This window comes from Microbulbifer sp. ABF4_148 (genome assembly GCF_056158985.1).
Map to the genome: position 1 here is coordinate 546719 of NZ_JBSWUI010000001.1, position 14755 is coordinate 561473.

Annotated in this window: 13 protein-coding genes; 6 read left to right on the forward strand and 7 right to left on the reverse strand. The window is 58.8% G+C overall.

What is annotated here, in order from left to right:
• Positions 1–384 precede the first annotated feature (384 nt).
• Complete coding sequence (locus ACXAD0_RS02300; protein WP_475086727.1) at positions 385–1758, forward strand: MATE family efflux transporter; 1374 nt, start codon at positions 385–387, stop codon at positions 1756–1758.
• Between the two features lie 209 nt (positions 1759–1967).
• Positions 1968–2606, forward strand: coding sequence for a hypothetical protein (locus tag ACXAD0_RS02305; protein ID WP_475086728.1), 639 nt, complete (start codon positions 1968–1970; stop codon positions 2604–2606).
• 147 nt (positions 2607–2753) lie between these two features.
• Here ACXAD0_RS02305 and ACXAD0_RS02310 read toward each other — a convergent pair whose 3' ends face one another.
• The 3 genes from ACXAD0_RS02310 to ACXAD0_RS02320 are packed head-to-tail and all read right to left on the reverse strand — an operon-like array spanning position 2754 to position 5913.
• Entirely contained in the window at positions 2754–3590 is an 837-nt protein-coding gene (locus ACXAD0_RS02310; RefSeq protein WP_475086729.1) for a hypothetical protein, read from the reverse strand.
• Positions 3591–3618: 28 nt separating this feature from the next.
• On the reverse strand, positions 3619–3873 hold the full coding sequence (locus tag ACXAD0_RS02315; RefSeq protein WP_475086730.1) for a YheV family putative zinc ribbon protein: 255 nt from the start codon (positions 3871–3873) through the stop codon (positions 3619–3621).
• A 15-nt stretch (positions 3874–3888) separates the two neighbouring features.
• Positions 3889–5913: a M3 family metallopeptidase gene (locus ACXAD0_RS02320; RefSeq protein WP_475086731.1), complete on the reverse strand. Its 2025-nt coding sequence runs from the start codon at positions 5911–5913 to the stop codon at positions 3889–3891.
• A 146-nt stretch (positions 5914–6059) separates the two neighbouring features.
• On the opposite strand from ACXAD0_RS02320, the gene ACXAD0_RS02325 reads away from it, so the two are divergent.
• On the forward strand, positions 6060–6617 hold the full coding sequence (locus ACXAD0_RS02325; protein WP_475086732.1) for a gamma carbonic anhydrase family protein: 558 nt from the start codon (positions 6060–6062) through the stop codon (positions 6615–6617).
• Between the two features lie 77 nt (positions 6618–6694).
• Positions 6695–7528 (forward strand): helix-turn-helix transcriptional regulator, encoded by an 834-nt coding sequence (locus ACXAD0_RS02330; protein WP_475086733.1) that lies wholly within the window; start codon positions 6695–6697, stop codon positions 7526–7528.
• Between the two features lie 39 nt (positions 7529–7567).
• Here ACXAD0_RS02330 and ACXAD0_RS02335 read toward each other — a convergent pair whose 3' ends face one another.
• The 3 genes from ACXAD0_RS02335 to ACXAD0_RS02345 form a co-directional block, all read right to left on the reverse strand.
• Positions 7568–8989 (reverse strand): NAD(P)/FAD-dependent oxidoreductase, encoded by a 1422-nt coding sequence (locus tag ACXAD0_RS02335; RefSeq protein WP_475086734.1) that lies wholly within the window; start codon positions 8987–8989, stop codon positions 7568–7570.
• Between the two features lie 184 nt (positions 8990–9173).
• Positions 9174–10565 carry an APC family permease gene (locus ACXAD0_RS02340; RefSeq protein WP_475086735.1) on the reverse strand — a complete coding sequence of 464 codons (1392 nt, stop codon included), beginning with the start codon at positions 10563–10565 and terminating at the stop codon, positions 9174–9176.
• Positions 10566–10794: 229 nt separating this feature from the next.
• Entirely contained in the window at positions 10795–11766 is a 972-nt protein-coding gene (locus ACXAD0_RS02345) for a LysR substrate-binding domain-containing protein (RefSeq protein WP_475086736.1), read from the reverse strand.
• A gap of 111 nt (positions 11767–11877) precedes the next feature.
• Here ACXAD0_RS02345 and ACXAD0_RS02350 point away from each other — a divergent pair, with 111 nt between their 5' ends.
• Positions 11878–13119 carry a Zn-dependent hydrolase gene (locus tag ACXAD0_RS02350; protein WP_475086737.1) on the forward strand — a complete coding sequence of 414 codons (1242 nt, stop codon included), beginning with the start codon at positions 11878–11880 and terminating at the stop codon, positions 13117–13119.
• A gap of 241 nt (positions 13120–13360) precedes the next feature.
• Positions 13361–14272, forward strand: a complete 912-nt coding sequence (locus tag ACXAD0_RS02355) for a dimethylarginine dimethylaminohydrolase family protein (RefSeq protein ID WP_475086738.1) — start codon at positions 13361–13363, stop codon at positions 14270–14272.
• An 85-nt stretch (positions 14273–14357) separates the two neighbouring features.
• Here the strand turns inward: ACXAD0_RS02355 and ACXAD0_RS02360 are convergent, their stop codons facing one another.
• Entirely contained in the window at positions 14358–14747 is a 390-nt protein-coding gene (locus ACXAD0_RS02360) for a c-type cytochrome (protein WP_475086739.1), read from the reverse strand.
• Positions 14748–14755 lie beyond the last annotated feature (8 nt).

The following is a 14755-nucleotide window of genomic DNA, read 5'->3' on the forward strand; positions in this document are numbered from 1 at the left end:
AAACTGGTGAACAACCACATTTTTATCATCAGCCATTGGCTGTCACGGATGACCGAAACTATCCCCCCACCCCCGGCAGAGAGACAATTCCACACAATTTATGTGGACATACTGTAGTAATACAAGACTACATACACTGAGCGAATTCCTGACGCGCAGGCTTCGCAATACTGCAACAGTGCAACTTGTTATTCTTTTCGCAAAGATTAGTTACTTCAGATGTCGTCGTCCGGGAGGTACAACCAACAACCTGCGTGTTACTTCTCTAAAAATTCGTTGCAACTTCTTTTTTGTTCGTGCGAGCTGTTTATCATCGCTTGTCGCACGACTCCAACAGGAACATATCGGCGCGATAATGTCAATGAATCCGCCTACTTAAGTCTTATGTCTCAGAAGCAGTCACAAGCCAATCCCGCCCATCTTCGCGTGTGGCAACTCGCCTGGCCAATGATCGTCAGTAACATTTCAGTGCCGTTACTGGGTGCGGTCGATACGGCGATTCTCGGACACCTGCCATCGCCGGTTTACCTGTCGGGCGTGGCGATTGGTGCGAGTGTCATGTCGATGCTGCTGTGGGCGTTCGGCTTCCTGCGTATGGGCACCACTGGCCTGGTGGCCCGCAGTGGGGATGATCTCAATCTTTGTACCGAGTGGCTGCTGCGCGCACTGGGGCTGGGATTCGCCCTGGGGGTCGCCCTGCTGCTGATCGCCAGCCCGCTGCTACCGACAATCGTCGGCTGGATGAACGCGAGTGCGGAGGCCACCCCAAAAGCGCAGGACTACCTGCAGATCCGGCTACTCAGTGCGCCCCTGGCGCTGGCGAACTTTGCCCTGCTCGGGTTTTTTATCGGTCGCCAGGACAGCAAGGCGCCGCTGTACATCCTGGTCGCCGCCAATCTCCTCAATATCGTGCTCGATCTGCTGTTCATCCTCGGAATGGGTCTCGGTGCTCGTGGCGCGGCCATGGCGACTGTTTGTGCCGACATAACGGCGTTTGCACTGGGTATCTGGCTGCTGCAACGTACCGATGGCAAGATTTTGCAACGCCTCGGTGACGGCCTGCGCAAACCGGAATTCCGCCCCTGGCGCGCGGCAGCGCCCTGGCTCGAGTTGTTACGAATCAACCGGGATCTGTTTGTCCGAACCTGCCTGCTGCTGGCGACGCTGACCTTTTTCACCGCGCAAGGCGCCGCACAGGGGGATGCGGTGCTCGCTGCCAATGCCATCTTGCTACAGCTGTTGATGATGACTTCCTATGCGCTGGATGGTTTTGCCCATGCCTGTGAGTCACTCGTAGGCCGGTCCATTGCCGAACGCTCGAGGAGCCATTTTCACAGCACGGTGCGCGCCGCCACTATCTGGGCCCTGGCAAGTGCAACGGCGCTGACCGTCGTACTGGCGCTCGGCCGGGACCAGATTTTGCCGCTGTTTTCTGACCTTGTGACGGTGCAGGAAGCCGCTATCCAGGTTTACCCCTGGCTGGTGGCGCTACCGCTCATCGCAGTGTGGTGCTATTTGCTGGATGGAGTATTCATCGGCGCGGGGCGCAGTCGGGCCATGCGGGATACGATGCTCATCGCCACGCTGTGCGTATTTTTTCCCACTTGGTGGTTCACCCGCGATTGGGGGAATCATGGCGTTTGGTTTAGCCTGTTATTGTGGATTAGCGCACGATCTGTAGGGCTATTGCTGGTCTATCGTTACTACTCCCACACCAATTCATGGATCGAAGCCCGCGCAACCCCCACCTCCGGCTGATCTTTGCTGACGAATTGCAAAAATAACAATTCTTATCAGGCAGCATTGCCGCTTTGTTGCTATATAACTATTAGCTACCTCAGCCAGCGTTTTAATCCGTTCAGCAAGCGTTGGGGTTATATAGCGATCATTGAACCCCGTGAGCCGTTCAAAATCGTCATCAGAAGTGAGAGAAGCTGTGCAAGCCGATGTATAACCAATACCGGATAATGCAGAAGGTCATTGATTTGGCAGTGACGCGCGAGAGGCAGGAAGGCCATTTTTGTCTCAACCTGCGCGAGCTGGCACCCACTCTGCACCACAGCATTCGCGTACCCGCCGGCGACGGCGCCCTGCACCTGACCTGCTTCGCTATCCGCTATATCCGGCTCGTGCCACCCTGGATGCAATTGCTTGAGCGGCTGTTCGAATCGGCATGCATCAGTTTTACGCCCCTGGCCCAGATGCGCGGACAGCATCTGCAACACCTGACGGGGCATGGCGACTCAGAGCCCAACTTACAACAATTGCTACAGGAAGCTTATCGCGCCCATCGCGCGATGGAGGAAGTCAATGATCGGCTGTATCCCCGTTGCAGCCGTCCGTTACTGCCAATGGACCCACTCACAGCGAACCTGATCATTGGCGAGATGCTGGAAGAATCGACACGCATCCAGATTGACCGTCAATGTGCCCAGCTTGGCGAGGAGTTTGCCGGGCTGGCACTCGATAGTGACGATATCGTCGCGTTGATACTGTGTCGACAGAGGCTATATACCACGATTGGAGAGTGGCCCGACCTGGCCGACGAGATGGATTTTTCGCTCGGCTCGGTGGAAGTAAACGCCACTCCCGACCCGGTGCACTAACGCAATGCCCTGGCGCACCAGGCCATCACCAGATAACAATCAGGATGGGAACTTTGGGCGGGAATCCGCGGTACCCGCTCGCTATTTTTCCGCTGATGCCATGTCCGCAAAAAACCGGTCGAACCCTGCCAACCCATCGATGACGAACTAACGGGCCTGCTGGTAGCTCACGAGCTGATGCCAGCTCTGTTCAAAGGCGGTGCTGTCCTGCATCACGGCATTCGCTAACCCCTCAACTTTCCGGTGCAGCTGCGCGCTGGTAAACAGTAGAGTTCCCCCTCGCACGCGATAACCTTCAGGGTTATTGGCGAGCAACTCATAATAGGCTTTCTGGCGAATCAAAAAGGTTTCGGCCTGCTGCGCAGAAAACCTGCCGCGCCGATAGTAATCGAGTACTTCGCTGTTAATCGCGGCTGTCGCCAGCGCACGACTTTCCGCGCTCAACCCGGACAATGCGAGCTCCGTACCGATCTGCTCCCGCAAAAGGCTCAGGTAAGAGCGCGCCGGTTCGACCACATCACGTACAACCTGCCAATGCTGCAGATAGATTTGCAGGGTACCGTCCTCCTGCAACTGGTGAGGTCGCGGCGCTTGCTGCAGGAAGTTGGCCAGCGCCGCAAAAATCTCATGGTGGTTCTCCGCACTCTGTGCGGTCAGATTCCGGCACACGGCGGTAGCCTCCACCATCGGCTGCGGCAACGCCTGTGCAAACCGGCCGTGACGCTCTTCCAGCAAGCCGTCGATCTCTTTTTGATAACGCGCAGCTTCCGCATCGTAAAACGTCGGCTGCGCACGCCAGTCATTGGCCTGCAAACGAAACAGCGACAGCAATCCCTGGTTCACACAGCTGGCCAGCAGGCTGGCCGCTTCCTCGCGCTCCAGCTGACGTGCTTGCTGCCAGCGCTCATGCATCAGGAACCCGACGACCAGAGCGATAACGACGGCGGCGCCGCCCGCCCCGAGAGAAATACTCTTTTTATTCACTGCCTACTACCGCGACTTCGTACCATTATTATTTTTTGCCCGGCTGAAGAATTTTCACCGGGGTTTCTTCTACTTGCTGTTCTTCGGTCTGATTGACACGTGTATCGAGCTCTCGTTGCGCACCTTGCAATCGGATTTCATCCTTGAAGCCACAGGACACGCACTCTCTAAAGTTTTTGCCGTCTTCGTGATAATTCACGATCCGGTCCATCTCCCCACAACGCGGACAAACCGCTCCGGCGATAAAACGTTTTTTCACAGGCTTTTGCTTTGCATCACTCATAACGCTAACCACTCGCTATCCTTCAATACCTGAATGACGCAACAGCGCATCGATTTCGGGCGGGCGTCCGCGAAACTCGACAAACAAGTCGAGGGCATCGCGACTGCCTCCCTGCTCCAACACACTATGCAAAAACCGTTCACCGGTCTCCCGATCAAATACGCCCTGCTCTTCAAACAGCGAGAATGCATCCGCAGACAATACTTCTGCCCATTTATAGCTGTAATAACCCGCGGCGTAGCCGCCGGCAAAAATATGGCTGAAGCTATTCTGAAAACGATTTTCTTTCACAACGGGCACTACAGCAACCTGACTGCGCACCTTGTCGAGCACATACTGGATATCCGCAGCATTCACGCCCTTGCCGAGACTATGCAGCTCAAAATCAAACAGCGCGAATTCCAGCTGGCGCACCGTAAACATGGCGGACTGGAAATTGCGCGCGGCGAGCATTTTCTCCAGTAAGACACCGGGTAGCGCCTCTCCGGTTTTATAGTGGCCGGAGATCAGCGCTATCGCCTCTGGCTCCCAGCACCAGTTTTCCAAAAACTGGCTGGGCAACTCTACCGCATCCCAGGCTACGCCATTGATGCCAGAAACCGCCGCCACATCGACCCGAGTGAGCATATGATGCAGGCCGTGGCCAAATTCATGGAACAAAGTCGTGACTTCGTAGTGCGTCAGCAGCGAGGGTGTATCTCCGGTCGCTGGGCTGAAATTACACACCAGGTAGGCAATGGGTAATTGCAGACCATCGGGGGTATGGCGCCGGGTACTGACCGTATCCATCCACGCCCCACCGCGTTTGCGCTCCCGCGCGAACGGATCCAGATAGAAACCCGCAAATCGCTCTCCCTCGCGCTTCAGCCAGAAAAATTGCACGTCCGGGTGCCAGACGGCCACGGAGGGATCCTCTTCCACAGTGATGCCGTACAGACGTTCGACAACCGCAAACAGGCCCTGCACCACTTTCGGATACGGAAAATAGGGTCGCAGCTCTTCCTGGCTCACCGCATAGCGACTTTGCTTGAGTTTTTCCGACGCCCAGGGAATATCCCAGGGCTGCAGGTCATCGAGCGAGAGGGTATCTGTAGCGAAGGCGGCCAGCGCTTCAAACTCGCGCCGGGCTGCGGGACGGGCTCGTGCAGCAAGGTCTCGCAGGAACTCGAGCACCTCGTCGGTATTGCGCGCCATCTTGCTGGCAACGGACAGCTCGGCAAAGCTCGTCATGCCCAGCAGGTGCGCCTGCTCCGCGCGCAGCGCGAGAATTTCCTCCATGACCCGCGAATTGTCATATGTGCCAGCCTGCGGCCCGATATCCGAAGCACGGCTGACAAAGGCAAGGTAAACCTGCTCGCGCAACGCGCGATTATCTGCATGCGTCATCACGGCGAGGTAACTGGGCCCCTCGAGCGTGATCACCCAACCGTCGAGCTCGCGACTCCGCGCAGCGTCTTCTGCCGATGCCAGCGCCGTGGCGGGCAGGCCCGCCAGCTCCTCCACATCCTGGGTGTGGTAGGTCCAGGCATTGGTGGCATCCAGCACATTGTTGGCAAATTGGCTCGATAGCTCGGACAGTCGCCGACTGTTGGCTGCAAATTGCTCCCGCTGGGCACCTTCGAGGGCGACACCGCCAAGACGAAAATCCCGCAGGCCCAGTTCAATCATTTGACGGCGGGCCTGGGGCCATTGGGCGAAGTCCGGCGACGCGGCGATCTGCTGATAAACCGCGTGCAGTGCCTGATTCTGTCCCAGCTCGGTCCAGTAAGCCGTCACTTTTGCCAGCGCCTCTTCATAGGGCGCCCGCCAATCTCCGCTGAGCACGCTGTTGAGATGACTCACCGGGGAAAAGCGCTTGCTCAGCTGGTCCTGCGCCTCTTCTAACGGCGCAATCGTGGTATCCCAACCCGGTGCCTGCAGCCCCGCTTGCAGTATCGTGTTGCAATTCGCGATTGCCTCATCGATCGACGGCGCGACCTGATCTGGCTGTAAACGGTCAAAAGGGGGCAGCAGGGAAAATTCTGACAGGGGATTGGACATGGAAAACTCGGTTGCTCCGCGATGATGCGAGTATGATAGAAGAACGATTATACAGCGGTCGGCGGTTGATACCGGAATTGCCGTCGGCCACCCCCAGTATTGCGCGCAGTGTACAGCGTTCATCAGCAGTTCCGCAGAGGCACACCATGTCCCCATTGAGACCCCATTCCACAGAAGAAGGCACCGCCAATCCCCAACTCGGTAGCAGCGTATACATCGACCCCCAATCCTGCGTGATCGGCGATGTGGTTCTGGGTGACGACAGTTCGGTGTGGCCCATGGCCGTGGTACGCGGCGACATGCACCGGGTTCGAATCGGCGCGCGCACCAGCGTGCAGGATGGCGCGGTGCTGCATATTACCCATGCCGGACCATTCAACGCGGACGGTTGGCCACTGACGATTGGGGATGACGTCACGATTGGCCACAAAGCCTGTCTGCACGGCTGCACCATTGGCAGCCGCGTGCTGATCGGAATTGGCGCCATTGTGCTGGACGGCGCCGAAATCGCGGACGACGTGGTACTGGCGGCGGGCGCCCTGGTGCCGCCCGGCAAAAAGCTGGAAAGCGGCTACCTGTATGTGGGCGCACCCTGCAAGCAATCCCGCCCGCTGTCCGACAAGGAAAAAGCGTTTTTCGAATACTCCGCGAAGAATTATGTGAACCTGAAGAACCAGTATCTGGCCGGGGAAGAACAGCCCTGATCCAGCCGCTAATTTCGTCGATGCGCGGCGAGTTTGTTACCATCGGATAACGCTCCGCGTAGAGGACGCCCCGCTGTATGTCTCCAGAAATTTCCAGCCAATGGCATCAAGCCGTTGCCGGTATGCTCGAAAGCCGATCGGCGGATGACGCGGTGAGGGAATTGTTACGCGCGACTGAGCTGCTGGTGAATGGCAACAGCAGCATGGCGATCCTCTATCCGCGCAACGCCCAGCCGCTGGTTTGTCACCACCGCTTGCTGGCCAATGAAACGGCGGATACGCAGGTCGGGAAGTATGTGGCCGGCGCCTACCTGCTGGATCCGTTTTTTCGTATCGCTGTTCACAACGAAGCAGAAGGACTTTTCACGCTGCGCCAGGTCGCACCGGATGCATTCGAGGAGACCGAATATTTTCGGGTCTACTATCGCGGCGCCAACCTCGGTGACGAAGCCTGTTTCCTGGTTCAGGGCGGAAATGGCACCGTTGCCAGCCTGTCAATTGGCCGCGCGGAAACCATGCGCGGCGGCAGGTTTTCCGAAAGCGAAGTCGCGCAGTTGACCGAAGTCTTCCCGGTGGTGCGGGCCGTTTTGAATCGCTGGCTTGATGAGAATGAGGCGCCTGCCGCATCTTTTGGCGAGAAGCTGGACGACGCACTGGAGAAGTTTGGCAGCTCGGTGCTCACCAATCGGGAGTGCGAAGTGTTGCACATGAGCATGCACGGCCACTCGATCAAATCCATCGCTGAGCGCCTCGGCGCCAGCGTGGATACCATCAAGACCCACCGCAAACATATCTACGCGAAGCTCGACGTATCTTCGCAGTCGGAACTGTTCTACCTGTTTATCAGCGCACTGCGACAAAACCCGCACAGTGGTGAAGATCCGCTGCGCGGGCTGGGTGAAACCCGCTGACCCTGCCGCGCAGCATGTGAAACGATTAAACCGGAATGGCTATTTCTGGGTAATCGGGAAACCCATTTTCTCCACCATGCGAACCCAGGGCACACGCCAACCACCCTTTTCATCGAGGGTATCCAGGGCATACATAGTGATCTGGGCACCGATCCAGCGAAACGGCTCGGGCGGGATATAAGCGGGCTTGGTTTGGGCAAATAGCAACCGGCTTTCGGGGGTATCACGCTGGTCCAGAATCGCCAGGCCTACGCGCGCCCCAAAGCGGGTGGCAGTGACCCCAAACCCGGAGTATCCGCCCGCGTAGACCATGCGCCCGCCATGGTAGCGCTGGTAGTGCACCGCCATCCGGGTGGTCAGTGCGATCGGTCCGCTCCAGGCATGGCTGAAAGTAATATCCGCGAGCATGGGGAAGGTACGGTAGAAATTCTCGATCAGGCGCAAGTAGGGCGCTGCCTGCTTGTCATCTGCCGGATCGGTATCGTTGCCAAAGAAGTACGCCAGACGTCCACCAAACAGGATGCGATTATCCGCAGTGAGGCGCATGTAGTTGAGCTGCGTACGGGTATCGTAAATGCCCTGCCGGTTGTGCCAGCCCACGGCCTCCATCTGAGCTTGGGTGAGCGGTTCGGTCACGACGATACGATCGCGGATGGCAGCCACGCGCTGGCGAATTTTGCGATGGCCTGCCGCAAATGCGTTGGTGGCCAGTAATACCCGAGTCGCCGTTACCTTGCCGTCCGGAGTCGTCACCTGGACCGCATCGCGCACCTTGCGGTTTTTCAGCATGGGCGTGTTTTCATAGATCGCCACCCCCAGTTGCTGTGCGACCCGTTTTAGGCCCCAGGCGAGCTTTGCGGGATGGACGGTACCGCTGCGCTGTTTCGACCAGAGACCGCCATCGAAGATTGGCGACTTGATCTCCGCATACACTTCGTCTTTGTTCAGCAGGTGCGCGTCGTGGCCATATTGGCGGTAGAGTGCATATTCCTTTTCGATATCCGGAATACCTTCGTCACCAACGGCAACGGTCAACTCACCGCCCCACTCGAGATCGCAATCAATCACATAACGCTCGATGGTTTCGCGAAATTGATCGAGGTTTTCCTTACCGAGACGTTCGAGCTCGTCCATATCCTCGGGGTACAGCCGCTGGGCGTTCGCGAGGCCATGCATAACAGAGGTAGAGAGGATCGCTGCGGGTCTTCCCGATGCACCAATCGCAATGCTGTTGGCCTCAATCAGGATCACATTGCGCGCCGGCTCAGCTTCCTTCGCCTGCACGGCGGCCCACAGACCGGTAAACCCCCCGCCCACGATCAGCAGATCGCACTGGTGTTCTCCCGAGAGGGAAGGCTCTTCCTCCGGCCGCGCCGGGTTGTCCAACCAGTATGGTGAAAAGCGTGTGGTCGACAGCGCTTGCAACAGCTTGTCCTTGTCGATTTCGGCGGTGCGCGTCATGAGATCCCCCAAATTTGTCGTTATTCTGACTATTGGGTTCACTATAAAAAACCGAATGATGTTTCGGTATCACCTGAAGGGGTGAAGCGGCCACCCGTCCGGTGCGATCAGGCAGACGCAGTGCGACAGGCGCCGCGCCTGACAGAGTCGGGCGCGGGTCGACACAAACGGGGCATCGGCCAGGTCAGCTCACTGCGGGCTGGAGCGCGCGACGCGGGTGCTTTTCGGCCCAGAGAATGGCGATCTCGCCCAGCAGCAGGGTCACCAGCGCACCGACAAACACCGGCCATTGGATGCCTTCGCCAGGGGTGTAGACGAACAACACGATACTCAACAGCAAAATACCGACACAGATTACCGTCAGCAGCAGGCTGGTGGCGAAACCACCTGGGACTTTGAACGGGCGCGGGTGCTCAGCATCGGCGATGCGCATTTTCAGGAACGCCAGGAACATGCCGATATACGGCAACAGGAAGATCACGCCACTAAAGGCAAACAGGGACCAGAACAGGTCTTCATTGCTATCAACCAGGAATCCATACAGCACCAGCACCGCAGTGCTGAAGATACCCATCAGGACGGCAGCACCCACAGGCGTGCCACGCTTGGCACTGTGAATGGCAAACACCCGTGGCAACTCGCCCTCCTCTGCGGCTTCGGCAGCGGCGCGGTTGCCCCCGATCGCCCAGGTCACACCATTTGAGTAGAAGGTATACAGTGCAGCCAGACCCAGCGCAGTGACGATCACCCCGCCCAGTGGCAATCCGCCAAAGAACAACGCCAAGGTATCCACCAGACCCTCGACCAGGTCAATGTCGCCAACCGGGATCGCGGCGAGAATCGCGGCCGTCCCCAGGGTATACAGCGTAATGATCAACAGGCCGGAAATCAGGATGGACGCGGGCACGTCGCGACGCGGATTGCGCATTTCTTCACTGCTCGCGCTGACCAGCTCAAAACCCAACATGCCGTAAATAATCGCCGGGATATATTCGAGGCTATCTCCCCACGTGGGGCGAATCGATTCAAAGTTGATGGGGTTGGCAAGGCCATGTTCGGCGGCATACACACCCCCACCGAGGATGATGGCCGCAAAGATAATGACCTTGAACACGGCACCGACATTTGGCACCCACTTGCCCACGTCCAATGTGACGATGTTTGCCGCCACAGCAATCCAGGTCAGCGCAATGCCGATGCCGATCTGTACCGCGATTGTCATATCGGGAAAGAACAGCTGCTTGGCGATTCCCGCAAACAGGATGTGCAGGGCCGGCATCCAGATGGCGATGTTGACCCAGTAGCTCCAGCTTACTCGCGAGCCCCAGCGTCCGCCAAAGGCATCGCGCACCCAGGCATAAATTCCCCCCTGCTCCGGGTAGGCACACCCCAGTTCCGCCGAGACCAATGCAAACGGGAGAAAGAAGATCACCCCGAGAAAGAGCCACCAGAAAATACTTGAGGTACCGATGGCAGCACTGGCCGCCAGGGTATCCACCAGCAGGATCGCCGATACCGAAAACAGCACCATATCGCGGCGGCCAAGGATTTTTTTGGATGCGGTAGCTTCCGTCACTGCGAAACTCCCAGTTGATATCTTTATTGTTAGGTTCAGGCGGCCAGCGCCATCCCGGACGTTATCGGATCCACTGCACTAACCGCCCCAGAATCTACTGTGGTCGACCCGGTTACCGCGGGGTGCGCTGGCGTCCGGCTGATAACGAATGGACACCCCGTATCATCCCGGCACGTGCCCATAGAGAGTGAAGATTGGCAGTATGGCGGCCGGCGCGAAATCGTGGCTATCACCCTTTCAGGTGATCGCCGGAAACCGGCTCCATTTCCCGGGCAAGCAGGGTGGCATCACGATGCAGATCCGCGCCGCGCACCCGCAACCATTCCAGCAGGACACCGAGCACCACCCGGGTGCGCGCGTTCAAGTTCGCCGTCTGGTCCGTAATCAGGCACAGCGGTTCACCAATGGTGAACGCCTGCGGCAGTATGGCGGCCAGCCGTCCCGCGCGCAGGTCATCGCTCACCTCCAGCCGGTCCGCGAGCGCAATGCCCATGCCCAGGCGCGCCGCCTCGATGGCCTGGTAGGCATAGTCGAAGTGCATCGCCTGTGCGGCCGGAGCAAAGTCGATGCCCTGCTCGGTGAACCATACCGGCCACTGCTGCAATCGATCATGCAATAACGGGTACTGCAGCAGGTCGACTGGTCGCTGCAGCTGGCGCGACTGCAACAGCTCGGGACTGCACACTGGAAGGTAGTGTTCCTCGAACAGATGGGTCAGCTGGCGGCTGCCCGCGTCGGGCTGGCCCAGGCAGATGGCGATATCACTGTCCCCCTCCAGACGACGTACCAGCGGCTCCTGTGTCACGACACGCACGCCAATTTCCGGGTAGCGCTGCTGGACTTCGCGCACAACCCGCAGCAACCAGCTCATACTCACGGTGGGCGTCCCGGCGATCACCACTTCGCCGGCAACGCTGTCCGGGTCCAGATACAGCAGCCCGCTTGCCAGCTGTTCAAACGCCTCGGATACCACCCCGTGCAGCCGGGCACCCGCCGCAGTCAGGGTCAAGCGATTGCCATCGCGGCTGAACAATGCCACGCCCAGACGATCCTCCAGCTGGCGGATCTGTCGGCTGAGCGCGGGGTGCGAAACATGCATCTCCTCTGCCGCGCGGCGCAGGTGGCAGTGACGCCCCACCACGTGGAAGGTGCGCAGGGAGGCCAGGGACAGATTCTTGAGCTGGGGTGTCATTGGAGGCATTTGAATTTGGTACCTATTTGGCACCAGACTGGCAATTTTTTGTTAATTGCGCAAACAAAAACAAACCATAGACTGTGAATAAATCGGAGTAACGACTGGAGAAAGCGAACCGTGGCAGACCACAGCAACGTGCGTATCGATGGCGACCGCCTCTGGCAGAGCCTGATGGAAATGGCCAGGATCGGCGCCACCGACAAGGGCGGCTGTAATCGCCAGGCCCTGACGGATCTCGATAAAGAAGGCCGCGACCTGTTTGTGCAGTGGTGTCGCGACGCCGGCTGCAGCATCGACGTCGACACCATGGGCAATATCTTCGCGCGCCGGCCCGGTCGCAACAATGCCCTGCCCGCAGTGCTGACCGGCTCCCACCTGGATACCCAGCCGACCGGTGGCAAGTTCGATGGTGTTTATGGGGTGCTTGCCGGCCTTGAAGTGGTCCGCGCCCTGAACGATTCAGGTATCGAAACCGAAGCACCGCTGGAAGTGGCGGTGTGGACCAATGAAGAGGGCGCACGCTTTTCGCCCGCGATGATTGGCTCCGGCGTCTGGGCGGGCGAGTTCGACCTGGACTACGGCCATAGCCGCGCCGACAAGGCGGGCCGCACCATCGGCGAGGAACTGGAACGCATCGGCTACCGCGGCGATACACCGGCGAGCGCCCGCCCGCTCAAAGGGGCATTTGAAGTGCACATCGAGCAGGGTCCGATCCTTGAGGACGAGGGCCAGCAAATCGGCGTACTCACCGGCGTGCAGGGTATGAACTGGTATGACCTGACCCTCACCGGCCAGCCCTGCCACGCGGGCCCGAGCCCCATGACCAGCCGCCGCGACCCGTTTATGGCCTTGCACCCGATCCTGCGCGATCTCTACGCACTGGCCGATGAATTTGCCCCCTGGGCGCGGGTGACCTTTGGCGATATCCGCGTCGAACCCGGCAGCCGTAACACCGTACCGGAGAAGCTGGTGCTGGCGGTCGACTTGCGCCACCCGGATCAGGACATCCTGGACACGATGGATCGCCGCTTCCGGGAAATTGCCGCGCGTTACTCTGAAGAAACCGGCGTAGTCGCCGACATTCGCGACGAATGGCGCTCCCCCGCCGTGGCCTTCGCACCCCAGTGTGTGGACGCGGTACGCAGCGCGGTCGATGCGCTCGGCTACAGCAACAAGGAGATGGTGTCCGGTGCCGGGCACGACTCCGTGTACATCTCCCGGGTAGCGCCGACCAGCATGATCTTTGTACCGTGCGAAAAGGGCCTCTCCCACAACGAGGCGGAAAATGCGGAGCCGGCAGACCTGGAGGCCGGCGCGAATGTGCTGCTGCACGCAATGCTGAAGATGGCCAACAGCTGACCGCAACTTTAGTGGTTGGCGCAGCAACTGGGATCCCTTTACCGGAGTCGCCGTGGACCCATCCCTGGGGGCTCTGCCGCGACATCCCTGTCGCGGAAGGTCCGGCAAAGGGATCCCAGTAGCAGCGCTGGCACCCGCAACGCCAATCGCACCACGAACATGCAACGGCATAGGACATAAACAGATGCCGCCACCCAAGTCACTACGGGCAATACAAGCCTCGTAAAAATTTGAGGACACTATGACTGACTTCACTTTCAAGCACCGCAAAGAGGGCGGCAGTACCGCGCCGCTGGGCCGTTGGGGTATCGACTCCGAATACGGTGTGCTGACAGATCTGCTGGTAGGCCCCATCGATCACTACACGTGGCAGATGGGTAATGCGGCCTCCCGCCGCTCCGTGCGCCTCGGCCGCCAGTTCGACGCAGCTGTGGCCAAGGCCCAGCATGCAGAAATGCTCGATGCCTATCGTCAGGCCGGGGTAACCACTCACTTACTGCGTGCGGACGAGAACCTGCCGTACCAGCTGTACGCGCGTGACTCCAGCGTGATGACTCCCTGGGGCCCGATCGTGACTCAGATGTACAGCCCCTGGCGTCGTGGCGAATGGAAAGATGTGGTGCTGGGCTACCAGAATCTGGATATCCCCATTTACGACATCATCACCGCCGGCAGCCTCGAGGGCGGCGACTTTATGGTGCTCGAACCCGGTGTCATCCTGTGCGGCTACAGTGGTGAGCGCACTTCACCGGAAGGCTTTAACCAGATGAAAAACTGGATCGAGGCTGAGGGCTGGGAAGTGAAGGGCTACCAGTTTGATCCCTACTTCCTGCACCTGGATGTGCTGGTCGCAGCGCTGGCAGAAAAGCTGGTGGCGGTGTGCGTAGACGCGGTGGAGCCGGAGCTGGTGCAGTGGTTCAAAGCCCGCAATTTCGAGATTATCGATATCTCTTACCCGCAGGTAATGGAGCTTGGCGTCAACGTCGTAGCGCTCGGTAACGATCGCGTAATGCTGCCTGCCGACAACACCGAACTGAAAGAAAAATGCCGTGCCCACGGCCTGCAGGTCATCGACCCGGATATCTCCATGATTACCGCCGGTGGCGGTGGCGTGCACTGCATGTGTCAGCCGTTGGCGAGAAAGCCCGCATAAGCAGGCTGGCAAAAAAAGGTCGGCCATAGGCCGACCTTTTTACTGCAGGAAAATTTCTCTTTCCACACTAAGGCTCGCGGCCGAATCAGCGCGCCGCCTTGATTTCCTCTTCACTCACCAACAGCACCTCATCACCCCAGGTATTGGTGATAAATGCGATAATTGCGGCGATTTCGCGGTCCGTCAGAAACTCCAGCGGCGGCATCAGATCCTCCTCACCGCCATTGCGGCGCGGTGCCGAGCGCCCGTGTAACACGGTGTCGATCAACAGCGGTTTATTTGCCAGCAACGCGGGGTCGCGCAGCGAGGGATACAGCGCCTCCTCACCATAGCCATCTATCTTGTGACATTTCATGCAATTGTCGGCAAAGGTCAGTGCACCCACTCCGATCAGGTCGCGGGTCTCCTGCTCTGAAGCGACCGCCCCCAGAGCGAGCGTCGTAAACAGTGTTCCGATGAATAGCGTACGTTTCATTCAGTGCA

Coding starts and splice junctions, on each gene's coding strand:
- ACXAD0_RS02335 (WP_475086734.1), bottom strand. CDS start 8,989: ATGACGCGCACCGCCGAAATCGACAAGGACAAGCTGTTGCAAGCGCTG.
- ACXAD0_RS02305 (WP_475086728.1), top strand. CDS start 1,968: ATGCAGAAGGTCATTGATTTGGCAGTGACGCGCGAGAGGCAGGAAGGC.
- ACXAD0_RS02325 (WP_475086732.1), top strand. CDS start 6,060: ATGTCCCCATTGAGACCCCATTCCACAGAAGAAGGCACCGCCAATCCC.
- ACXAD0_RS02320 (WP_475086731.1), bottom strand. CDS start 5,913: ATGTCCAATCCCCTGTCAGAATTTTCCCTGCTGCCCCCTTTTGACCGT.
- ACXAD0_RS02330 (WP_475086733.1), top strand. CDS start 6,695: ATGTCTCCAGAAATTTCCAGCCAATGGCATCAAGCCGTTGCCGGTATG.
- ACXAD0_RS02315 (WP_475086730.1), bottom strand. CDS start 3,873: ATGAGTGATGCAAAGCAAAAGCCTGTGAAAAAACGTTTTATCGCCGGA.
- ACXAD0_RS02355 (WP_475086738.1), top strand. CDS start 13,361: ATGACTGACTTCACTTTCAAGCACCGCAAAGAGGGCGGCAGTACCGCG.
- ACXAD0_RS02300 (WP_475086727.1), top strand. CDS start 385: ATGTCTCAGAAGCAGTCACAAGCCAATCCCGCCCATCTTCGCGTGTGG.
- ACXAD0_RS02360 (WP_475086739.1), bottom strand. CDS start 14,747: ATGAAACGTACGCTATTCATCGGAACACTGTTTACGACGCTCGCTCTG.
- ACXAD0_RS02345 (WP_475086736.1), bottom strand. CDS start 11,766: ATGCCTCCAATGACACCCCAGCTCAAGAATCTGTCCCTGGCCTCCCTG.